Origin of the sequence: Photorhabdus heterorhabditis (assembly GCF_001280945.1) — a bacterium.
Lineage (GTDB): Bacteria > Pseudomonadota > Gammaproteobacteria > Enterobacterales > Enterobacteriaceae > Photorhabdus > Photorhabdus heterorhabditis.
Map to the genome: position 1 here is coordinate 21,253 of NZ_LJCS01000020.1, position 22,929 is coordinate 44,181.

The 22,929-nt window shown below is 38.8% G+C and carries 20 protein-coding genes and 1 riboswitch; of the genes, 11 read left to right on the forward strand and 9 right to left on the reverse strand.

Translation table 11 applies throughout. The features are described from left to right. Positions 1–16: 16 nt before the first annotated feature. The 4 genes from hflD to rluE form a co-directional block, all read right to left on the reverse strand. Complete coding sequence (gene hflD / locus AM629_RS09190) at positions 17–643, reverse strand: high frequency lysogenization protein HflD (RefSeq protein ID WP_054478245.1); 627 nt, start codon at positions 641–643, stop codon at positions 17–19. A gap of 2 nt (positions 644–645) precedes the next feature. Further along, positions 646–1,749: a tRNA 2-thiouridine(34) synthase MnmA gene (mnmA, locus tag AM629_RS09195; protein ID WP_054478246.1), complete on the reverse strand. Its 1,104-nt coding sequence runs from the start codon at positions 1,747–1,749 to the stop codon at positions 646–648. A gap of 84 nt (positions 1,750–1,833) precedes the next feature. Beyond that, complete coding sequence (locus tag AM629_RS09200) at positions 1,834–2,283, reverse strand: NUDIX hydrolase (RefSeq protein ID WP_054478252.1); 450 nt, start codon at positions 2,281–2,283, stop codon at positions 1,834–1,836. Beyond that, a complete protein-coding gene (gene rluE / locus AM629_RS09205) occupies positions 2,276–2,905 on the reverse strand; it encodes a 23S rRNA pseudouridine(2457) synthase RluE (RefSeq protein WP_054478311.1) in 630 nt (209 codons plus the stop codon). The genes AM629_RS09200 and rluE overlap by 8 nt, the downstream gene beginning before the upstream one ends. A gap of 140 nt (positions 2,906–3,045) precedes the next feature. Here rluE and icd point away from each other — a divergent pair, with 140 nt between their 5' ends. The 6 genes from icd to yddG all read left to right on the forward strand — a co-directional run bounded on the left by icd (position 3,046) and on the right by yddG (position 12,483). Then, positions 3,046–4,299, forward strand: coding sequence for an NADP-dependent isocitrate dehydrogenase (gene icd / locus AM629_RS09210; RefSeq protein WP_054478254.1), 1,254 nt, complete (start codon positions 3,046–3,048; stop codon positions 4,297–4,299). A 130-nt stretch (positions 4,300–4,429) separates the two neighbouring features. Then, positions 4,430–4,816 carry a hypothetical protein gene (locus tag AM629_RS09215; RefSeq protein WP_054478255.1) on the forward strand — a complete coding sequence of 129 codons (387 nt, stop codon included), beginning with the start codon at positions 4,430–4,432 and terminating at the stop codon, positions 4,814–4,816. Between the two features lie 2,517 nt (positions 4,817–7,333). After that, positions 7,334–8,797 (forward strand): alanine/glycine:cation symporter family protein, encoded by a 1,464-nt coding sequence (locus AM629_RS09220; protein ID WP_054478257.1) that lies wholly within the window; start codon positions 7,334–7,336, stop codon positions 8,795–8,797. Between the two features lie 251 nt (positions 8,798–9,048). Further along, on the forward strand, positions 9,049–9,876 hold the full coding sequence (locus tag AM629_RS09225) for an N-acetylmuramoyl-L-alanine amidase (protein WP_054478262.1): 828 nt from the start codon (positions 9,049–9,051) through the stop codon (positions 9,874–9,876). 1,177 nt (positions 9,877–11,053) lie between these two features. Next, positions 11,054–11,554, forward strand: a complete 501-nt coding sequence (locus AM629_RS09235) for a DUF2165 family protein (RefSeq protein ID WP_054478264.1) — start codon at positions 11,054–11,056, stop codon at positions 11,552–11,554. Between the two features lie 29 nt (positions 11,555–11,583). After that, the gene (gene yddG / locus AM629_RS09240) at positions 11,584–12,483 is read left to right on the forward strand and encodes an aromatic amino acid DMT transporter YddG (RefSeq protein ID WP_054478265.1); all 900 of its coding nucleotides are present in this window, start codon (positions 11,584–11,586) and stop codon (positions 12,481–12,483) included. Positions 12,484–12,827: 344 nt separating this feature from the next. On the opposite strand, the gene yidA is transcribed toward yddG, so the two are convergent. Next, complete coding sequence (yidA, locus tag AM629_RS09245; RefSeq protein ID WP_054478266.1) at positions 12,828–13,634, reverse strand: sugar-phosphatase; 807 nt, start codon at positions 13,632–13,634, stop codon at positions 12,828–12,830. Positions 13,635–13,720: 86 nt separating this feature from the next. Continuing rightward, positions 13,721–14,104, reverse strand: a complete 384-nt coding sequence (locus tag AM629_RS09250; RefSeq protein WP_054478268.1) for a helix-turn-helix domain-containing protein — start codon at positions 14,102–14,104, stop codon at positions 13,721–13,723. 287 nt (positions 14,105–14,391) lie between these two features. Here AM629_RS09250 and mgrB point away from each other — a divergent pair, with 287 nt between their 5' ends. After that, positions 14,392–14,562, forward strand: a complete 171-nt coding sequence (gene mgrB, locus AM629_RS22090; RefSeq protein ID WP_015833892.1) for a PhoP/PhoQ regulatory lipoprotein MgrB — start codon at positions 14,392–14,394, stop codon at positions 14,560–14,562. A 420-nt stretch (positions 14,563–14,982) separates the two neighbouring features. Then, complete coding sequence (locus AM629_RS09260) at positions 14,983–16,362, forward strand: amino acid permease (RefSeq protein ID WP_054478273.1); 1,380 nt, start codon at positions 14,983–14,985, stop codon at positions 16,360–16,362. Between the two features lie 61 nt (positions 16,363–16,423). On the opposite strand, the gene pagP is transcribed toward AM629_RS09260, so the two are convergent. Beyond that, positions 16,424–17,047 carry a lipid IV(A) palmitoyltransferase PagP gene (gene pagP / locus AM629_RS09265; protein ID WP_188093354.1) on the reverse strand — a complete coding sequence of 208 codons (624 nt, stop codon included), beginning with the start codon at positions 17,045–17,047 and terminating at the stop codon, positions 16,424–16,426. A gap of 612 nt (positions 17,048–17,659) precedes the next feature. Between pagP and cspE the strand changes: the two genes are divergently transcribed. Next, on the forward strand, positions 17,660–17,869 hold the full coding sequence (gene cspE, locus AM629_RS09270) for a transcription antiterminator/RNA stability regulator CspE (RefSeq protein WP_015833897.1): 210 nt from the start codon (positions 17,660–17,662) through the stop codon (positions 17,867–17,869). 115 nt (positions 17,870–17,984) lie between these two features. Beyond that, a riboswitch (TPP riboswitch) is annotated at positions 17,985–18,077 on the forward strand. Between the two features lie 45 nt (positions 18,078–18,122). Further along, entirely contained in the window at positions 18,123–18,920 is a 798-nt protein-coding gene (thiD, locus tag AM629_RS09275; protein ID WP_054478275.1) for a bifunctional hydroxymethylpyrimidine kinase/phosphomethylpyrimidine kinase, read from the forward strand. 117 nt (positions 18,921–19,037) lie between these two features. Here thiD and fbaB read toward each other — a convergent pair whose 3' ends face one another. Then, positions 19,038–20,087 carry a class I fructose-bisphosphate aldolase gene (gene fbaB / locus AM629_RS09280; protein ID WP_054478277.1) on the reverse strand — a complete coding sequence of 350 codons (1,050 nt, stop codon included), beginning with the start codon at positions 20,085–20,087 and terminating at the stop codon, positions 19,038–19,040. Between the two features lie 882 nt (positions 20,088–20,969). On the opposite strand from fbaB, the gene AM629_RS09285 reads away from it, so the two are divergent. Beyond that, positions 20,970–22,061, forward strand: a complete 1,092-nt coding sequence (locus AM629_RS09285; RefSeq protein WP_054478279.1) for a beta family protein — start codon at positions 20,970–20,972, stop codon at positions 22,059–22,061. Positions 22,062–22,095: 34 nt separating this feature from the next. Here the strand turns inward: AM629_RS09285 and AM629_RS09290 are convergent, their stop codons facing one another. Beyond that, positions 22,096–22,923 carry a sce7726 family protein gene (locus AM629_RS09290; RefSeq protein WP_054478280.1) on the reverse strand — a complete coding sequence of 276 codons (828 nt, stop codon included), beginning with the start codon at positions 22,921–22,923 and terminating at the stop codon, positions 22,096–22,098. Between the last annotated feature and the right edge of the window lie 6 nt (positions 22,924–22,929).

Sequence of the window (22,929 nt, forward strand, 5' to 3'; positions counted from 1 at the left end):
AACTCCTGGGTTTTATTTAACAATGAGCAAGAATATCTTTCGCCTGTTGTACCAGGCGTTGACGAGAAAACATTAATTGCAGGCGACCGCCGCCGACCTGCTGCCATAAGACGGCGCAACGGACTCCAGATAGCAGAATAGCCCGGACTTTCGCCTGTACAAGTGGATTACGTAGAACATCAGGGGAACCCGTCACTTGGATACGTGGGCCAAGTGGGCTGACGACATCGACGTAAATACCCGCCAATGCGTTGAACATACCTTCTGACATTGGCTCAAAATATGCCTGCTGACGTTCTAACAGATTAATACGGTTACCAAGTGCATCGGAAGCTTCCTGATGTTTATTCAGACGGCGTTCCAGTGCCATAAGACTCAACATATAGCGGGTAAGATCGGCGGAAACACTATTATTACCGCCATCAAATATCCCCAGCATTGCGTCCAGCCCGATCCGCAGATTGTGTTCATGATTGCCAAATACATCTAAAACAGATGCTGGGTTAGTGTTCAGGATGCTATTCACCATAGTTGCAACAGCATCGGTATCACACTGGTTTTCATGGGCAAGTTGTTGCACCAGACGACTTGACTGGCAAATTCCTGCCAGCGCTAGTGTAATATTGTAATAATTCTTTGCCACAATTACTCCTGCAAACGTTGTTCAATCACGCCACCGCCAAGACAGATTTCACCCTGATAAAAGACCGCTGATTGGCCGGGTGTAACTGCGGCGACGGGGTTAGCAAAACGTACTTCTATTTTATCTTCGTTTATTGGTGTGACAGTACAAGGAATATCCTGCTGACGATAGCGTGTTTTGACCACACAATGGATTTCTTCAGTCAATGGTTGTCTGTCTACCCAATGAAGCTGTTGGGCAATAAGGCCGGTAGACATCAGGCGAGGATGTTCATGCCCCTGAGCTACGATCAGCATGTTATTCTGAATATCTTTATCTATTACGTACCACGGCTCTTCGTTGCCGTCCTTTGTACCACCGATTCCCAAACCTTTACGTTGACCGAGTGTATGGTACATCAGCCCTTGATGTTCACCGAGGGTTTCACCATCCACAGTAACAATCGGGCCAGGTTTGGCGGGTAAGTAACGGCCGAGGAAATCACGGAATTTGCGTTCACCAATAAAGCAGATACCTGTGGAATCTTTTTTCTTTGCTGTCACCAAACCGATTTGTTCAGCAATACGGCGAACTTCCGGTTTTTCTAATTCACCGACAGGAAACAGACTTTGGGCAATTTGCTGGTGGCTCAAGGTATATAAGAAGTAACTCTGATCTTTATTATTGTCGAGTCCACGTAGTAACTGGCTTTTTCCGTTAATATCCTTGCGACGAACATAATGACCTGTAGCGATGTAATCTGCCCCTAAATCTTCAGCGGCGAATTCCAGAAATGCTTTAAATTTAATTTCTTTGTTGCACAGAATATCTGGATTAGGGGTTCTGCCCGCTTTATATTCAGAAAGGAAATGCTCGAAAACATTATCCCAATATTCGGCAGCAAAATTGACGGTATGAAGTTCAATGCCCAGTTTGTCACAAACAGATTGGGCATCAGCCAGATCAGTCGCGGCTGAACAGTATTCTTCATTATCGTCCTCTTCCCAATTCTTCATGAACAAGCCAGACACTTGATAACCTTGCTGTTGTAATAAGTATGCGGAAACGGAGGAATCTACACCGCCGGACATGCCGACAATGACTTTTTTCTGGCTGTTATCTGACATGGGAATCTCACTGGAGAAAAAAACAAGCGCCGTACTTTAACACGTTGCAAGCGAGGGTGCATCAAGCGCATGACTGTTTTACTGCTAATTGAACGACGCGGCATAATTATCCAGTATCGTAAGAGGGTGTTTTTTGTTTTGCAGATAACAGCGGATACTTTCGGCAACAAGTGGAGAACGAAGACAGGTGCTGTTTAGTATTTGTTCTGCCGTAACCCAGTGGCAACAGTCAATATCACTGTCCTGTGGATTGGTGGCTATTTGTTGTTCCATTTCAACCAGAAATAGAAAACGGATAAATGGTGTGTTGTCTGGTGCAACCCACTGATGAATTTTCAGCAACGCTTGTGGCGTAGCCCGGATACCGGCTTCTTCCCATAATTCACGTTCTGCCGCCTGTAATAGTGTTTCATCGGCTTCAAGATGACCAGCCGGTTGATTCCATAATGCTTTGCCATTAATTGTCTCTTCAACTACCAGGAATTTATTTTGAGCATGGACAATGCAGGCAACTGTGACATGAGGGCTAAACAAAATTGATCTCCTTCCATTCACCGGGTTTCATTTCGCCTAATTGTAAGGTTCCCATACTAAAACGGATCAATCGAAGTGTAGGAAAACCAACATGAGCTGTCATTCTGCGCACTTGACGGTTTCGGCCTTCATAAAGTGTGATTTTTAACCAGCTTACCGGAATGCTTTTACGTTCACGAATTGGCGGATGACGAACCCAGAGCCAGGTTGGTTCACGAACTAACTCAGCACCTGCGGGCAGAGTTAGCCCATCTTTTAGAATGATGCCCTTACGCAGTTTATCGAGTGATTCTTCATCTGGAATCCCTTCAACTTGAACATAATAAACTTTGGCAGTTTTTTCCCCCGGTTGGGTCAGTTGTGCTTGAAGTTTACCGTCATTAGTTAAAATTAATAATCCTTCACTGTCACGATCCAGACGTCCGGCGGCATAAACATCAGGAAACGGGATAAAGTCTTTCAGCGTGGTTCTGCCCATTTCATCAGTGAACTGGGGTAAAACGTCGTAAGGTTTGTTAAATATCAGCACTCGGCGAGGTCCTGTTAGTTTTTTGACAGAATTTGATATTTTTCTTTGGCTGAATCGGTTAAGTTTGTGTTTTTTAACAGAGAAATTTGTCATCATAGGCCACTGAGCAAATAAGGGAGGGATATTATACATTAGTCTGCTATTGATTGGCGTTTGCAGAATATTCAAGTAGTATTGACACGTCCCTTACAAAAAATTAACAAGGTATTACGCTTACTTGAAAGGAGAGGTTAATGGAAAGCAAAGTAGTTATTCCGGCGGAAGGTAAAAAAATAACAGTCGACGCTAAAGGTAAACTGGTTGTTCCGAATAACCCAATCATTCCTTATATCGAAGGGGATGGGATTGGTGTTGATGTTACCCCTGCAATGCTGAAAGTTGTCGATGCAGCGGTTCAGAAAGCCTATCAGGGTGAGCGTAAAATTTCTTGGATGGAAATCTACACAGGTGAAAAATCTACTCATGTGTACGGCAAAGATGTTTGGTTACCGGATGAAACTCTGGATCTGATCCGTGAATACCGCGTTGCCATCAAAGGCCCTCTGACGACGCCGGTTGGTGGTGGTATCCGCTCCTTGAATGTGGCATTGCGTCAACAATTAGATCTGTATGTTTGTCTTCGCCCGGTTCGTTACTACCAGGGAACGCCAAGTCCGGTTAAACAACCTGAGTTGACGGATATGGTGATCTTCCGTGAAAACGCTGAAGATATTTACGCAGGTATCGAATGGAAAGCGGGTTCTGCCGAAGCGGATAAAGTAATTAAATTCCTTCAAGATGAAATGGGGGTGAGTAAAATCCGCTTCCCACAACAGTGTGGTATTGGTGTGAAACCATGCTCTGAAGAAGGTACTAAACGTTTGGTTCGTGCTGCTATTGAATACGCGATTGATAATGACCGTGAATCTGTGACTCTGGTTCATAAAGGCAACATTATGAAATTCACCGAAGGCGCTTTTAAAGACTGGGGTTATCAGTTAGCTCGTGAAGAGTTCGGTGGTGAATTGCTTGATGGCGGCCCTTGGGTGAAAATTAGCAACCCGAAAAATGGTAAAGAGATCATTGTCAAAGATGTGATCGCAGATGCTTTCCTGCAACAGATTCTGCTGCGCCCTGCTGAATATGACGTTATCGCTTGTATGAACCTAAATGGTGACTATATTTCTGATGCGCTGGCTGCTCAGGTAGGTGGTATTGGTATCGCTCCGGGCGCAAACATTGGTGATGAATGCGCTTTGTTTGAAGCCACTCATGGTACTGCGCCTAAATATGCTGGTCAGGATAAAGTGAACCCAGGTTCAGTTATTCTTTCCGCAGAAATGATGTTACGCCATATGGGTTGGACAGAAGCCGCTGATCTGATTGTTAAAGGTATGGAAGGCGCGATTGCTGCGAAGACCGTGACTTATGATTTTGAGCGCCTGATGGAAGGGGCTAAGCTGTTGAAATGTAGCGAATTTGGTGACGCTATTATCCAGCATATGTAATCTGGAATCGTCAGACACCTCCACGGTAGTTAATCCTTCTGTGGAGGATGAACGTTTCAAATTTTGCAACTCACATATGGCGGGGTGTATACTAAGGTTAATATTTGTTCTGTCCGATATGGAGGGTAAGATGAGTGATTCAAATGATAAAAAAATAGAATTTAGTACAAGTGATGTTCTGAACGCTCTTTTGCATCGTGGGCAGAATATGCAACATCTTGCGACTCAGGAAAGTGTTGATAATTTGCGCCGTGAGAGTGAGTTTTCCTTTGCGTCACTGAGATCTGATATTGACCAGCGGTTCGAGTCTGTTAACAAACAATTTGAGATTATTAACCGACGATTCGAATCTATTGATAAACGATTCGAGTCTGTTGATAAGCGCTTTGAATCTGTTGATAAACGTTTTGACAAACTTGAAGGTAAATTTGACCGTCTTCAATGGTCTATTGTTGCTGCGGCGTTAGCGCTGCTTTTCAAAGAGTATATTTTTAAGGCGGCAACTTTGATCCAGTAACTTGCAAAATTTCGTAAGTTGCGGTTAGTCATTTTCTCACCTATTGTTTTTTTCTCTTCTTTATAACCTTTGTTACGGTATGTTCCAGTTTATGCTGGAACGGTACTGTCGCTGTGTGTATGACTTCATATGGACTGGAAAAAACTGCTGACCTAAATTTCATAGATGCCTCGTTTACTGATTAACTGGCTGTCTAGAGCCATCTTGGTGGTAGAACTCTATCTACTTTAATAGTTTTTTGTGAATTATTTCCAATTGGGTATAGACATTTTTATTTCAGATTTTCCGATGAGCAATAGACGGGGATCAGAGGTTATAACTAAATAATTAATTTAATGGCTTGTAAAAATCTTTTTTGTGAGCGTGACTAGGTCAAAACCGCTAACGGGAGTGTGTTCTCCCGCTGTTTTTATAACTGTAAATATAATACTTATTGTATAATATTTGAAATTTTATTATTTGGTCATATTTTCCTTATTAAGGATTTTTTCATATTCCTCCCAAACGACAGATAATGGTGAACTTAAACAGCAAATGGATATTGAACCTCCCGATGGAGGGTGATATTCATATTTAGATCTCCCACGATAGACTCTTATAGGTAAATTGTTATCAGTGGGATTCTTCCTTTTTCTTCTTAACATCATTCATAACCTCAACGTATATTGTTTAAATTATGTATTCAGAATAAAAGTGAGATATTTAAGCAATATTAACTTCATAGACATATTTTTTTTGTAAAAGATAACAAATGAAAATATTAGCAGTAGATAATAAAAGATCCAGTCTTATGTTGCATATAAGAGAAGTTTTTTCATATTTTTTCATAAAAATAATTTCAATTGTAAATTATTTTTATTGAAATTAATTTATTTTGTTACAAAATGGTGAATGAAATATTGATTGTAGTTATGTATAATTGAGTTAAGTGTGTGTTTTCATAGGTTAAGAAGCCTGCAATTAATTGTGTAAATATTAGTTTGGGAAAATTTTGATGTTTAAAGGTAAAGCAATTGTTGCAGCAGATGGCAGCTATGATTTTGATGAGGTTATCTTGGTATGGTGAGCTGTTGAACTTCGTGCCTGTATTTATAAAGTACAATTATACCCGTTATCTTTCAAGTTGCCTCTTTGTTGGCTGCACTCACTCACCCCGGTTACAGAGTTCTCTATGCCCCCGGGGATTCGCTCCCTTGCCGTCGCGATGCATCTCGAAATCCGTTGGGTATATGTTAGTGACTCAGCTTTGGGAAAGCTCTAGGTAATGATATTATCGTAATGGTTTTAGTTTGTAATATATCTGGTTTCATTCGACTTCTGTTGTTCATTAGACGAATTCTTCACAAACTTGATAAAGTATTCAGTCTATCTGGTAGGAAATCAAATTTTTACTTATACCCTTCATCTTTCAAGCTGCTGTTTTGTTGGCTGCGTTCACTTGCCGCCGCGATGCAATTTGAAATCTATTGGGTATATACAACCGGAAAATTGTCAGATAAATGTTATTTATTTCTAAGGGCCAGCTAGAAAACAGCGAGTATTCTTTATAAGAAAGATCTTGTTATGTCAATTCTATTGTAATTTGACTTTAATATGTTAGTGGGAATATTGGATAATAATCTTACAGGAAATACCATAGGGGAGATATTGGATATATTTAGAGGTGCTCAGAAAATAGCAAAACAAGCGAGTGTGTATTAATTATAGTCAGATAAAGAGGCGTATTCATTGTGCATTTTTTAATATTAACATTTACTTAACACAAATATTTTAAAAAAAGATAATTTATCCTTGTGCTTTTTAGGTCGATGGATGAAAGATTGATACACATTTACCCTTTTATTAGTTTTTTGAATGTTATGTTATTCATGAGATGATATTTCCTGCGTTAACATTATGGCATTGACATTTCGTTGTAATCTGATAGGGAGTGATGAGTTATATTTTTGATTTTTTAGTGTCTTATATGATGAATCTCATTATGTGAAATTTTTTATAATTAATTACGATTTTTTTCTTAAAGCTGATAATCTGCTCACAAAATTAATCACTATATCTTATTTCTGAATTTTTTTTCTTGATATTGATTGCTTGTTGATTTAATTAAAAGCGATTCATTGGTACAACTCCTTGTTATTGTATGGAGCGAGCAATCAGTTTCATATATGTAGCTTATTGACAACCATCGACAAGAGGCATCACTAATGACTAATGAATGTATAGACGTTACTGACGGACAATAGTGGATTGAATAACGTAATCTATTAACTGGCGGCTAAGAGCAGTACATCAAACATTCATTTAATCTGATGGATAATGTAAAAAGGTCAGTAAACATTACACATCAATTTCAAACTTGTGTTACATTCATAGCGTTTTTCTGACCAGTATCTCTGTGTTCTTTTCACACAGCATTGTGTTACTTGTTAATTATAAAGGCATATTAAGCGCAATGAATTCTGTCGGATACGATTTTATGGTCAGACTGGGTTTGCTAATTATAAGGGGAAAAATATCTTGACGGAACTGATTAACTTTTTTAACAACATCCTTTGGGGCTCCGTGTTGATTTATCTTCTTCTTGGGGCTGGTGCTTACTTCACTATACGTTCAGGCTTTATACAGATCCGCCATTTTGGGCATATGTTTTCAGTATTGAAAAATAGTAAAAAATCTGACAGTGCAGGTATTTCGTCATTTCAGGCTCTATGTACCAGTTTAGCTGCACGAGTGGGTACCGGTAACCTTACTGGTGTGGCGATCGCTTTAACAGCTGGTGGGCCTGGCGCCATTTTTTGGATGTGGGTTGTTGCTCTGATTGGGATGGCGACCTCTTTTATCGAGAGCACACTTGCTCAGCTGTACAAGACAAAAGACGATAAGGGGAATTACCGCGGTGGCCCAGCCTATTATATGGAAAAAGGGCTTGGGGTACGCTGGTTGGGCATTCTGTTCTCCATATTTCTTATTATTGCTTTTGGTCTGGTATTTAATGCTGTTCAGGCAAACTCAATTGTTCAGGCTGCGGTTTTTGCCTTTGATTTTAGCCCATTATATGTCGGTATTGGACTGGTTATCTTGAGCGGGATCATTATTTTTGGTGGTTTGCGTTCGATTGCCAGAGTTGCGGAGTTGGTTGTCCCTTTTATGGCGACGGCTTATCTGATCTTGGCGTTTTGGGTCGTCGGTCATAACTTTGAACGCATGCCAGAAGTTTTTGCATTGATCTTCAAATGTGCGTTTGGCTTACAGGAAGCTGTTGCAGGAACCGTTGGTTATGGTGTTGCGCAGGCGATGACGCAGGGTGTTCAACGTGGGTTGTTTTCAAATGAAGCCGGAATGGGGTCAGCGCCTAATGCGGCAGCATCAGCTTCTCCGTATCCTCCTCATCCAGCATCCCAAGGGTATGTACAAATGCTGGGCGTTTTTATGGATACTATCGTTATCTGTAGTGCTACCGCTGTCATCATCCTTTCATCGGGTGTGCTGGATGGCAATATTTCAGGAATAAGTGGAATAGAGCTGACTCAGCGGGCATTATCTTCAGCAGTAGGCGATTGGGGGTCTGAATTTATCGCTTTAGCTATCTTCTTTTTCGCTTTCACATCAATCATTGCGAATTATGCTTATGCGGAAAGTAATATTGTCTTCCTTGAACGTAATCACACAGCGGGCTTGATAATCCTCCGTTTAGCGGCATTAGGTATGGTAATGTTTGGTGCGTTGGCTGAAGTGCCTTTGGTTTGGAAAATGGCTGATTTATCTATGGCATTGATGGCAATTACTAATCTGACCGCTATTTTGCTGCTTTCCGGTGTCGCATTTAAACTTGCAAGAGACTATAACCAGCAGAGACGTGCTGGGAAGTTACCGATGTTCGATATCAATCAGTATCCTGAAATTCAGCAAAAGGTTGAAGTTGGTATTTGGGAAGAAACTGCAAATCGTGCCCGTTTGGCTCAAATGGCTGACCATAAGTGAAAGACCAGAACAAAAGGTAGTTAATGGTATTTAATGATGTAGAAGCGATTACCTTTCGCGTTTAACTTTTCATTTGTGTGCCTTATTCCCATTTGCCTATGGGAATAAGGCATTTTCCTTAATGTGCCACATCAAGAACAAAATCCATTGTTTATAAAAAAAACATATAAAACATAAATTTTATTTTGTATTAATTTGATTTCTTTGTGTTATTATCTTGTTTTCAATTAAGTAGGTGGAACAGGGAAATTATGAAGAAGCTCATATTAGTTGGCTTATTTATGTTATTAGCCGGGTGTTCTAGCCAGCGTCATCTGGAAGATAGGGGAACTTATAAAGTTGATAGTTCTTTTCCTTCACAAAGTCAGAATGACAGAGTAATGTTTTTAGTGTTTCACTATACTGCCGTCAATGATGAAGATTCTTTACGTATATTAACTCAGGGTGGAGTTAGTGCTCATTATTTGATTCCGTCATTACCGGATTATGTGAAAGGGAAACCCGTCATTTTGCAGCTGGTTCCTGAAGATAAAAGGGCATGGCATGCGGGTGTGAGTGAATGGAATGGCCGAAAGGGTTTGAATGACACCTCTATTGGGATTGAAATTGTCAATAAAGGATTCACGGAAAGATTGCTTGAGAAGGAATGGTATCCATTCAATGAGCAACAGCTCGATCTATTAATGCGTTTGGCAAAGGATATTATCCAGCGTTATGACATTGAACCGAAAAATGTCATCGGTCACAGTGATATTGCTCCGCTGAGAAAGTATGATCCAGGTAAACTTTTCCCTTGGAAGAGGTTGGCCGAACAAGGTATTGGTGCATGGCCTGATGATACAACCGTTGAAAAATACATGGCCGGTAGAAAATGGAATGCAAAAGCTTCTGTTGAGTTAATACAGAAGACATTAGAAAAATATGGCTATACCATTCCACAAACGGGTGTACTTGATGAAGATACCCGTAAAACAATCAGTGCATTCCAGATGCATTTTAGGCCAGATGACATCAGTGGTAATCCTGATGCACAAACTGAGTCAATAGCTTTGGCGTTGGTTGAGAAGTATAAAAGATAGTTTTTGATATCAGAGTAAGATCATGTCACAGAAGTAACTTTATAAAAGTGGCTTTTGTGGCATGGTTTTTCTGATAATCAGTATTATAAATTTTCATGGTTTATTCTTCGAACTCATCTTCACTTTGTTTCAATCTATTATCACTGTTTACCCCAACAATTCTTAATCGAGAATTATCAGCTCCCGCTGTATTAAATCCAGATCTCTTTCGTTATTTTTAATAGTTAATTATTTCAACAAGGGTGAAAATAAGCAGTTATAAAAATAGGATATTGTTAAATGGTCAGATATTCAGTAGTAATAAGATGATAAGCTTTCTTTATCTAAGTAATAGTCGCTTATTTTATAACGACTATTACCAATAGGTAAAATTAAATAAAATTCATGATATATGGGATCAAGATTACCTTTTATCACTGTTTTTTCTTGCAGGGAGAGTAAACGCAAGAATGATTCCGACAAGGCTGATAAGTGGTGAATACATGATTATTCTGTCAGAAAGATAGTTTGGTAAGACACTGCATAGATAAATAAAAATAGATATTGGCCAGCCATATAACCCCGTACTATTAAACCTGAAAGCTGTTTTTATGATCAAATAATAAACAGTGGCAAAGGAGCACATTGCCCATAAGCCAATAGAAATCATGTACAACCATACTGATAATTCATATTGCATATAGGAGGCATAATTGTTTTCTGCCAGATAACCAGAGAAAAAAATCAGCGCTCCGAGAATAACCGCCGCTGTGATAAAGCTGATAATATAATCCATTCTACTCAGTTTTTGCCTGAAATAGTTTTTTATTGCATCAAACAGAGAATCATCCATAAAGAATAGTCAGGTAAATAAATATTAAATAGATAATAACTGATTTGATGATGGTATGAACAGAAAAATATAAATCCCAAATTGGATAGAAATATCCTAAAGATAATCATACGATTGAATATGTGATAATAAGGTGATGATTGTTAAATTATATGATATATCCGTTATCTTTCAAGTTGCCTCTTTGTTGGCTACACTCGTTCACCCCGGTCACATAGTTCGCTATGCTCCCGGGGATTCGCTCCCTTGCCGTCGCGATGCATCTTGAAATCCATAGGGCATAGTTTGTAAGCTTTATGATCTTAGTAGTGCTTAAGTTATTCTTATTTTTTGAGGATTCAGCAAATGATTATTCGCTTATCTAAAGTTCTGACTGTCTGTGCAATTGCCTTGTTTGCTACATTGGTCGCTTTTGGCAACATTACGGATTATGGTACTAATTTCGCATTTGTACAGCATGTATTCATGATGGATACTGTTTTCCCTGATACTGCCATTACTTATCGAGCAATCAATTCACCTGTATTACATCATATTGGTTATATTGGAATTATTTTTTTAGAAACGCTTACCGCAGTGCTGTGTTGGATCGGTGGTATTCTCTTACTGGCGAATTTAAAATCTAATGCTGCTGTTTTTAATAAGAAGAAAGCTATTGCGATAGCTGGCCTGACTTTGGGTTTTCTGACCTGGCAGGTGGCATTTATGTCAATTGGAGGTGAATGGTTTGGAATGTGGATGTCTAAACAATGGAATGGTGTATCCAGTGCTTTCCGGTTCTTTGTCACTATCATTCTGGTATTGATTTATTTGGTTCAACGTGACAGAGAATTAGGTGAAGAATAACTGCCTATTGAGATAGATTAAGTGTGAGGATGAGTGTGAAGACAGGGATTGAACAATACAAAGCTACGGTATATGGCGTACTGGCGATTGTGCTGTGGAGCACAATCGTTGGTTTGATAAGAAATGTTAGTGAAAGTTTTGGGCCTGTAGGCGGTGCCGCTCTTATTTATACTGTTGGTTCAATCTTTTTGATTCTGCTAATAGGCTTGCCAAAAATCAGCACCTTTCCTAAAGCCTATTTATGGTTTGGAAGTCTGCTGTTTGTCAGCTATGAAATTTGTTTATCACTCGCATTAGGTTTTGCTGATAATCGTGTCCAGGCAATTGAATTAGGTATGGTTAACTACCTGTGGCCAGGTTTGACTGTCTTATTGTCAGTCATTGTTAATAAGCAGAAAGTGAACTGGTGGTTATATCCCGGCTTATTGTTGTCTGTTCTAGGGATTGGTTGGGTGATGAGTGGTGACAATGGTTGGTCATTTAGTCAAATGATGGAGAATATACAGAGCAATCCATTAAGTTATGGATTGGCTTTTGCTGGGGCAATTATTTGGGCGATGTATTGTAACATTACAAAAATAATGTCAGCGGGTAAAAATGGCATGTCATTGTTTTTTATCCTAACGGCTTTAGCGCTATGGGTTCAATACTTTTTCACCTCTCCCCCTGAAATGGTGATAACTCTTCGTAGTGTCAGTATCTTATTGTTTGCTGGAATTGTTATTGGTGTGGCGAATGCTGCCTGGACAGTGGCAATCATAAGGGGGCATGTTGCATTATTGGCTACGTTATCTTATTTTACGCCAATTATATCTACTGCTTTTTCATCGTTGTTACTTAGCATTACACTCTCTTTTTCATTTTGGCAAGGTGTGCTGATGGTCACAATAGGGTCAATTGCCTGCTGGTTAGCGACCAGAAAGAGGTAATACTTGCTATACCTTCATCTTTCAAGTTGCTGCTTTGTTGGCTGCGTTCACTTACCTCAGTCACATCGTTATCTATGCTCCTGGGGATGTGTTCACTTGCCGCCGCGCTGCAAATTGAAATCTATTGGGTATAGTTGCAATATTATGTTGTTTGCAAGAAGAAGTATTAGAGGCGGTAATGAGGTAGGGAATTCTTGATGAAGCCCCTACCTCATATATTTCTGAAAATCTAATCTGCTTATTATTCAGTCAGAGAATGCATTCAGACTTCGGGATCTTATTGCTTTGCCCAATAAACAGAGTAAAAATGAAACAAGCATGGTAACAAATTAAAATAAACCACTTTATAGGAACTTATTTATAGCTATTGCTACTCCATCTTGTTCATTTGTTGCGGTAATAAATTGAGCGATATCTTTAACACTTTGTTCGGCATTCCCCATTGCAACACCAATACCGGCGAATTCGATCATAGCCAAGTCATTATTGTGATCACCGATACACATAATTTTATCTCTGGTGATACCCAGATGATCAGCGATGGCTTTGATAGCAGTGCCTTTGTTGACTTCTTTACTGAGAATTTCTAGAAAATAGGGACTGCTCTGCATCAACGTATAGTGTTCATAAGCGTCTACTGGAATGAAATTGATCGCATCACTGAGGATATTTGGATGATCTATCATCATTAATTTAGTGAAACGCATCTCGTTGTCCATTTCATTAATAGGACAATAAATTAGAGGCGTGTCGGTGAGGAACGCTTCTCTGACGGTATATGGACTGATATCACGGTTGGCAGTATATATTTTATTAAATTCTAAAGCATGAAGATGAACGCCAATTTCACGGGAGAGTGATTCAAAAAACAGATAGTCTTCAAAATCCAATAAATTTTCTAGCAAATGTTCACCATCATTTGCCTGATGGACAACACTACCATTGTTACTGATGCAGTAACTGCTAGTTTCGTTCAGCGCTAATTCCTGTAAGTATCGCTGGATGCCAGTAAAAGGCCGACCAGAAGCCAGAACAATATGAATTCCTTGTTTTCTGGCATAATGAATAGCTTGCTTGACTGGGGGAGTGATCTGATGACTTTCGTTCAGTAAAGTGCCATCAAGATCAATGGCGATCAATTTTATTGACATTTTTCTCTCCTGAAAGCCTGATTAGGTACTGTTGCTTTGTTGTGTAATTGCCCGCTTAAAAGGCGTTTCCTTTCCTGATGATAGTGTCATGAACAGCTATTGGCAAAATGAAGAGGTAGTTTTACCTCAAGCTCAATATCTGGGTTCTGCCGGAAATCATAAGGTGTTATGCCATATTCTTTGCGGAACATGTAAGTAAAATGAGACTGTGAACCAAAGCCAAAATCCAGGGCGATATCGAAAATAGACAAAGAGCTGTTTCTTAGAAGGTGAACAGCACCCGCCAGACGTCGTTGGCGGATATATTTGCCAAGAGAAATTCCAGTAATTTCCTTGAATATTTTCTGCATATGCCAAAGCGAATAGCCAGAGTAAGCTGCCAGTTCCTCCAGATGGATTACCCGGCCAAGGTGATTCTCAATCCATTTGCTGAGAGCGTATACAAGTGCTAAGTGATTATCCTGTGGCATTAACAATTTCGTTCTGGTTGAAAGTGAAAAGAAGTATACACAACTTTTTTTAAATATGACAAAGCGTTGGCATCGTGGTTGAGATTGTAACTAAATGTGACAATTGATTTTTTTGTTTTAGTGAATAGAATCCCTAATTCAGTACTTGTTTAATTCGTTTCGGCGCATTTACTGACAGAGGGTACGGTATCAGTGTGATTTCTCCACAACAGAAGCACCGGATGGATATTTTTCTTATTTTCATTACTGTAAAATATAATTTCTTGAATTTATTCTTTATGTATTGAGTGCTGACTAAGCTTAAGGAAATAGAATTGGACATAAAAAAAACCATTGCAATCTTAGTATTACTTGGAATATGTCTGTTCTTGTACCTGTTGGCTTTGGATCGTTACTGTGATCAGGGTGAAAAGTTTGATTCAGGTATCTGTTTTGTGACCCGATATCTTCCTTTCTGATTAGTTGTTGATACTCATCAGTCATTCTCCCTTGCTGTATCTGTGCTAACATATATGTTCAGTATCCACCTTTTAAGGCTAGTATTTTATCTGCTTTGAGCAAAGCAGATATACCCAATAGATTTCAAGATGTATCGCGACGGCAAGGGAGCGAATCCCCGGGAGCCTATACCCAATAGATTTCAAGTTGCAGCGCGGCGGCAAGTGAATGCATCCCTAGGAGCATAGATAACTATGTGACTGGGGTAAGTGAACGCAGCCAACAAAGCAGCAGCTTGAAAGATGAAGGGTATAGATAACTCTGTGACCGGGGTGAGTGAGTGCAGCCAACAAAGAGGCAACTTGAAAGATAACAGGTATAAATGGGAATCGGTTGTTTCCCCACTCATAACAAAATAAAAGTTGCAGCAAGAGGACAAGATGGCAGGACAATCGCAGCAATCAACACTTAAACGCGGTTTAAAAAACCGACATATTCAGCTTATTGCCTTAGGGGGAGCTGTCGGGACTGGGTTGTTTCTCGGTATTGCACAAACCATAAAAATGGCAGGTCCCTCCGTGCTTTTAGGATACTCGGTTGCAGGTTTTATCGCATTTTTGATTATGCGTCAGCTGGGAGAGATGGTTGTTGAAGAACCAGTAGCTGGATCGTTTAGTCATTTTGCATATAAATATTGGGGAGAGTTTCCCGGTTTCTTATCGGGATGGAATTACTGGGTAATGTTTACTCTGGTCGGAATGGCAGAATTAACGGCTGTGGGAATGTATATTCATTACTGGTGGCCTGATATTCCGACCTGGGTATCTGCGATGGTATTCTTTGTTTTAATCAATAGCGTAAATTTAATTAATGTTCGATTATATGGTGAAACAGAATTTTGGTTTGCAATTATTAAAGTTGCTGCAATTATCTGTATGATTATTTTTGGCGCTTATCTATTAGTCAGTGGTAATGGAGGTCCACAGGCCAGTATCACTAATCTTTGGCAATATGGTGGTTTTATGCCTAATGGGGCTTCTGGTCTTATTATGGCAATGGCTGTGCTTATGTTCTCTTTTGGTGGACTGGAATTGGTTGGTGTTACAGCTGCTGAAGCAGAGAACCCACGAATCAGCATTCCTAAAGCAACTAACCAAGTGGTATATAGGATACTGATTTTCTATATCGGTTCTCTGACTGTGCTACTGTCGCTTTATCCGTGGAACTATGTTGTTGAAGGTGAAAGTCCATTTGTGATGATTTTTCATAATCTGGATAGTTTCTGGGTGGCGAATATTCTGAATATTGTTGTTCTGACTGCTGCATTGTCTGTTTATAACAGCGGCGTATATTGTAACAGCCGTATGCTGTATGGTTTAGCAAAGCAAGGTAATGCCCCTAAGATTTTAACGAAAATTAATAGGAATGGAGTTCCGATCAGGGCTATCGTGATATCTGCGTTAGTAACCTCAATTGGTGTATTAATTAACTATGTGATGCCAGGTAAAGCCCTTGAATTGCTAATGGCATTGGTGGTAACAACGCTGGTTATTAACTGGGTCATGATTTGTATGGCTCATTTAAAATTTCGGGCACAGAAAGTTAAAGAGGGTGTAGAACCATCGTTTAAAGCATTCTGGTACCCATTCAGTAATTATTTGTGTTTAGTTTTCCTTGCCTTTATTCTTGTCATTATTTTGATGACAGAAAGTATCCGTATTTCAGTCATTCTGATGCCATTCTGGATTAGTGTTTTATGGATTGGATTCCTGATATCTCGTTCCCATCGGGATAGATTGAAAACAATGAACCAAGGATAATGTAATACCCGGATTGTCACTATCAAACACCAGACTGATATAATAGTCTGGTGTTTTGACGTTACCATTGCCAGCGTAACCAGGCGAAGAATACGTTGCCATTATTATATGTGCCCGGAATGTATGTTCCCTGAAATGATAGTCGATCATATTCGACAGAGAACAGGGGTAATGGGAGTGGAATAGGGACATAGTAATAATCGTGACGAGCTGTAACACTCAGAGTAAAACCAACACCCAGTCGGAACCCATCTAAATCACCCGGTATCCACATTTTCTGAAATCCATAGCCAATAATGGGCTCCAGGCGGTTATGAGAATCCATAAAAGCCATTGCGTAGAGGGAATGCCAATCATTGTCTCTGTCATAGCGGTATTTACCATAACCGAAACCCCAGGGGCGTTCATTATATTTATCGGTCTTCTCTTTATCGTAGGTATATCTGTTATGCCAGGTAATTACTGGAAGATAAAATTCATTGTTGGGCGCATCCCAGGTGAGGGCAACATTATTGTTGAATGTTGCCCACAAGCTATCTGGGTGATTGCTATAACCAGTTGATGTGTTGGCTGTAGTCATCGTTGATGATTTACTGGCGGTATCTGCTGTAGTTGCAAGCACTGTCCCGGATGAGCCTAAAAGGGTTACTGATAGGGTATAAGCTGTGGTCAAATCAAACTTCATTATTTATTGCTCCAATCCCCCCGACGACATAAATTGGGGATTCCTTCGAGTTATATAAAATATGACAAACATCTAAATTCAGGAATTCTACTCTTGCTATTCTTAATAAAAGTTAAACGAAAAATAAATATTAAGATGTTCTATGTATTAAATGGCTATATTTGATACTCATATTTTAGCCGATGGATATTGGAGATGTGTTGATTTTTTTTCACTCAAAAGGGGGAGGTTAGCGTAGATAGACATAGCATAGAGATAAAAATTCTCATAATAAGATCGGCAAAATAAATTAAAATTATTTATGTTATCTGCGGTTTTGTTGAGTGGATAAACTGTAATCTAATTAGGATAACCTTGGATTTTCAAATTTTTGCAGTTATGTTAAACAATAATTGTTGTTAAGAATTTTAAATATGTGCGTTAGCTCCATAGCTGATAAAAAATGGCTTGCCATCATATTAAGAATATGTGATAAATCGTTCGGGTAAACGAGGTACGGTTCTGTTATATAGTTCTGTTATATGGTTCTGTTAATAACAGTAACTCGCTCTGGTTTTTATGTTGCGCCAAAATGGCGAATTAGAATTAAGTGATCCAAAGGAAATTCTTAAAATGGCAAAAATCACTGGTACTGTAAAGTGGTTCAACGAATCTAAAGGTTTTGGTTTTATTACTCCAGCTGATGGTAGCAAAGATGTGTTTGTACATTTTAGCGCTATTCAGAGCGATGGTTTTAAGACCCTGGCGGAAGGTCAAAAGGTTGAGTTTGAAATTCAAGATGGCCAGAAAGGTCCTTCTGCGGCAAATGTCACCACAGCATAACTTCTTTTCGTCGATCGTTTTTGATTGACAGAGTAAATTTTGTTGTTTGATTTATTGTTTATTGGCAACAATGACATACTGATATCACCCTGTTAGTTATCTGATAGGGTGTTTTTGTTTTGACTCGTGGCGCTTTTAACTGAGCTGAGATGAACCCGTAACACCTGATCTGGATAATGCCAGTGTAGGGAAGTCATGGTGCCTTCTTCCTGATACCTGCTTTATCTTTTGCTGGTTGGAAGGAGTAATTATATTGAGAATCAATACGCTGACAATTGCTGGCACTGATCCTAGTTGTGGTGCTGGTATTCAGGCTGATCTGAAAACTTTCTCCGCACTTGGGGCCTATGGCACAACAGTAATGACAGCTCTTGTTGCACAAAATACTTGTGGCGTGCAGTCTGTCTACAACATAGATCCCGCTTTCGTTGCTGCACAACTGGAATCTGTGCTGTCAGATATCAGAATCGATAGCGCCAAAATAGGCATGTTATCTAATGCGGCTAATGTTGCAGTGGTTGCAGATGCAATAAGTCGTTACTCAATCCCTTATATTGTACTGGATACGGTAATGGTTGCGAAAAGTGGAGATCCGCTTCTGGCACCGGAGGCGGTTTCTTCTGTTGTTGAGCAATTATTACCGAAGGTTTCGTTGATTACGCCAAACTTGCCAGAGGCTGCAACTATGCTGAAATGTTCAGTTGCAAAAACTGAAACAGAGATGCAAAAGCAAGGGCGTGCATTGTTATCGTTGGGATGTGAAGCGGTTCTACTTAAAGGCGGTCACCTTATAGACTGTGAAAGTCCTGACTGGTTATTTACGGGTAATGGAGAATGGCGTTTCACTGCTCCTAGAATCAACACACGTCACACTCATGGTACAGGGTGTACTCTCTCCGCTGCATTAGCTGCTTTGCGCCCACGTTATTCAGACTGGCAGACGACGCTTCCTGTAGCGAAATCTTATCTCCAGGCTGCGTTAGAGCGTGCAGATTCCCTTGAAGTAGGAAAGGGAATTGGGCCGGTACATCATTTTCATCAGTGGTGGTGAGAGTAGCTGCTGAATGATGGTTTGGTAAGAAGGTGATAACGAGTAAGACGTCTGGCTTAGAATTTATAGCACCTTGATCATCTTGTTCATTATCACCATCATCGACGACAAGCTGTATTAAGCTATTGTGACTTGATTATCCAGATAAACATCTTGGACGGCATTAATCAGTTCAATGCCATCTTTCATAGATTTTTTGAAAGCCTTACGACCGAGGATTAATCCCATACCGCCCGCGCGTTTGTTGATTACTGCGGTACGAACTGAATCACTTAGATCATTATCACCAGATGCTCCACCTGAATTAATAAGGCCAGCACGACCCATGTAGCAGTTAGCTATCTGATAGCGGACCAGATCGATTGGATGATCGGTAGTCAAATTGGCATAAACACGTTTATCTGTATGACCAAAACCAATAGCAGTATATCCCCCGTTATTTTCAGCCATCTTCTGTTTAACGATATCAGCGCCGATAGTCGCTGCCAGGTGGTTAGCTTGGCCGGTTAAATCTGCACTAGCGTGATAATCTACCCCTTCTTTTTTGAAAGCAGAATTACGCAGGTAGGCCCACAGGACGGTTACCATTCCTAGTTCATGTGCCCGTTCAAAAGCTGCTGAAATTTCCTCAATTTGACGTCGTGATTCGACAGAGCCAAAGTAAATCGTTGCACCAACAGCTACGGCACCCATCTCAAACGCCTGTTCAACACTGGCATATAAAGTCTGATCATATTGAGCAGGATAACTCAATGTTTCATTGTGGTTCAGTTTAACCAAAAACGGGATCTTATGGGCATAACGGCGGGAAACTGAGGATAACACTCCATAAGTAGAGGCCACACAGTTACAACCTGCTTCAATAGCCAATTCAACAATATTCTTCGGATCAAAATAGAGTGGATTAGCGGCAAAAGAAGCGGCAGCAGAATGTTCTACGCCTTGATCCACGGGTAAAATAGATAAATAGCCAGTGCCTGCGAGACGACCATGATTCAACAGTGTTTGCATGGAACGCAAAACCGTATTTGGCCGGTTATTGTCGATCATTACTCGGTCAACAAAATCGGAGCCTGGCAGATAAAGATTTTCACTCGGAATGGTACTACAACGATGTTGCAATAAACTGTCTGCATCTTTGCCTAACAACTTAGCGATATCAGTCATGATTTACTCCAGCTCTTGAAAGATGTTATTGATTGTCATTTATCCTTTTGAAAATAACAAGTTGTATTCAAGGAGAAGGGGGAGTGGATCGCTTCAGGTGGGGGGTTGTGGTGAAATATATTACCTAAAAAGGTAAGAGAGATATTACTATGTTTTCAATCGATATTTAGCGGTTGAAACCTAAAGTATTCACGCATTGGATTATTTGCTTTTGAAAATTTATATGATATTAATTTATCTATTAATGGGTTTTTAAATTTATCATGATTAATTCAACTATGTGATTACTTTTGCATTAGGTGAAAATTACTATGTTTGTGATTCTTATCGCAAGAAATAATTTATAGATATAAAAACATAGTAAATTTGGAAAAATAATGCGATAAAAGATAGGAGGTTTTTTCCTTTAAGTTAATTCTTTTTTATTGATTTTTTTTCGAGATGATAACAATGTATATACCCTATGGATTTCAAGATGGATTGCGGCGGCAAGGGAACGAATCCCCGGGAGCATAGATAACTATGTGACCGGGGTGAGAGAGTGCAGCCAACAAAGAAGCAACTTGAAAGATGACGGGTATATTCTATGAGATTGAGATGTTTAGTGTGGTTAATACAATGGCAATCATTAGGTATGACTACACTTAAGATATTTTCTGCCTGATAAATTGCATAAAGGTGCAATAATTTGGTTTTTCTCATGTATTATTAATTGATTGAAATTTAATATGATATTTCATGAATTATAAAAGGAAGGAATTATTTTGCACAGATTAATTATTTATTAGCTTAATCTTATTAAATAAACACCTCAGTTTTCTTGAGGATAATGTGATTTGGTGATTTTTAATATCAATATTCGATATCCAAAAGGAGTCTAACATGAAAAAATTTTCGGACTATAGGTATTTTCCATCTATAAGAACCAGACAGTCTGAGTTAGAGGGTGTTAGTAATATCGGTGAGTCAACAAAAAGTAAGTTTTTACCGGTTGTGTCTCTGACAAAGCTTAAAGGTAGACAGGATGCTGATTCAGCTATTGATAAATGGTTTGATTCTTTTAATAATGAATCAATTATAGAAATATCAAATGATCCAGTTTTGAAATGTATCGATTCAGATTCATTGTATTTATCTGATAAACATTGTAGTAATTGGATTGATTTTTTAAAAAATCAGAAAGGAAAATATAATAAAATTATTCCCGCAGCGATTTTCCATAAGGATTTGGGGCAACGGGATTATGTCAAGCAGCTTGAGAAGTTAGAATCTTATTTTGGTAGGTTTGTAGTTAAAATTAATCCGTTAAAGTCGCATGAGTTACTGGCTGCGACAATGGCAGCATCAGTAGTTGATGATATAAGTAATGTATTATTTATATTGGATGTTGGGCAAATAGATAGCTCTCGTCAAGATCTATGTTTAGATGCAACTATTAGAGGAATTAATATGCTTAGGAATATTGATCCTAGAATAGAAATCGTTAGTTCTGGTACCAGTTTTCCACGTACATTTGCTGAATATGGTAAAGAAAGTGGAGCTATTAGCATGTTGGAGTGGCAAAACTATCTTGCAGTAGGCGGTGAAAAAATTGCTTTATATGGTGATGCAGCAAGTATTCATGGAGAATTTTATCCAGGAAGTTATGCGAAGTTCGTTGCGCGAATAGATTATCCTACACCAGGAGTTTGGCGTTTTGAGCGTCGATCTGGTAGTGATCAGAGAGATGAACTATATCAATTAGCAGCAAAAGATATTGTTACAGATGAGGGATGGGATGATTCATTGGAGGTTTGGGGTACAGAAATTATTAAATCTGTTAGTGAAGGTAATGTGAATCGCTTTAAGTCGCCATCTAAATGGATTTCGGTACGAGTAAATTTACATATAGAAAGAATGATTAGGTTTATAGAAGATGGTGTATTGTCTCATATCAATGATGATGATACTGATGAATATAATTCTGTTGAATAGTAATATATTGCTATGATTTTTTGCAATTGCCTCTTTAAGAGGCAATTTTCTTTCTTGGAATAATATAGATAGGAGTATGAGATTTAATACCTATAAGTGATAAATTTTTCGATATATCTATAGCATGGGAATTTATGGGTTTTTGATAAACTGAAATATCAATATGTTTAAGTTTTTCATCTTTGTTAACTTTATTAAGATTCCTTTTGATTTTATTATTGCTCAATAATGAAATATTTTCAGCAGAAGTTGAACTAGAATTCTTATTGTTTATGAAATTTTCAAAAGAAATTTTATATTTTATCTTTAAATAATTTATTGTGAAATTTCTTTTCTTCTCAATTGAGATGTTTTTTGTTAAATTATATATATTCTCTCTCATCTCAGAGGGATGACATGTATAACCATTTTTTCTGACAAATTTGACGATTTCTTTTTTTTCGACAAAGGAAAAAATAAACCTATCTTCAGAAATTTTGCATGTACGTCCGCGTCTCTTTTTTATAAAAGTGTTAGTTACTACACTATTGTTTTTCTTGATTTCTAATATTTCAATATCCATGGGTAGAATTGATAAGGCTTTTTCAGTAAACTTTGGTGCACAAACTAATGTCACTTTATCAAAGTAGAGTCTGTATGTGGATATTTGTCCTTCAAGTCTGGCTAGACTGTCAGAGTCGCTTTTAATTTCATATGCATGGAGTTTACCATTTGCAACCGCGAGATCAACGCGTCTACTGAAGTTTGCAATAGGGAGTTCATTGATTAATACTGCATTATCATTTATTTCGTCTCGTTCTATTAACCAATCAATAAGAGCCGCCTTTATACTATCTTCTTTTTTTATAGATAAACTTGCCATTTTATA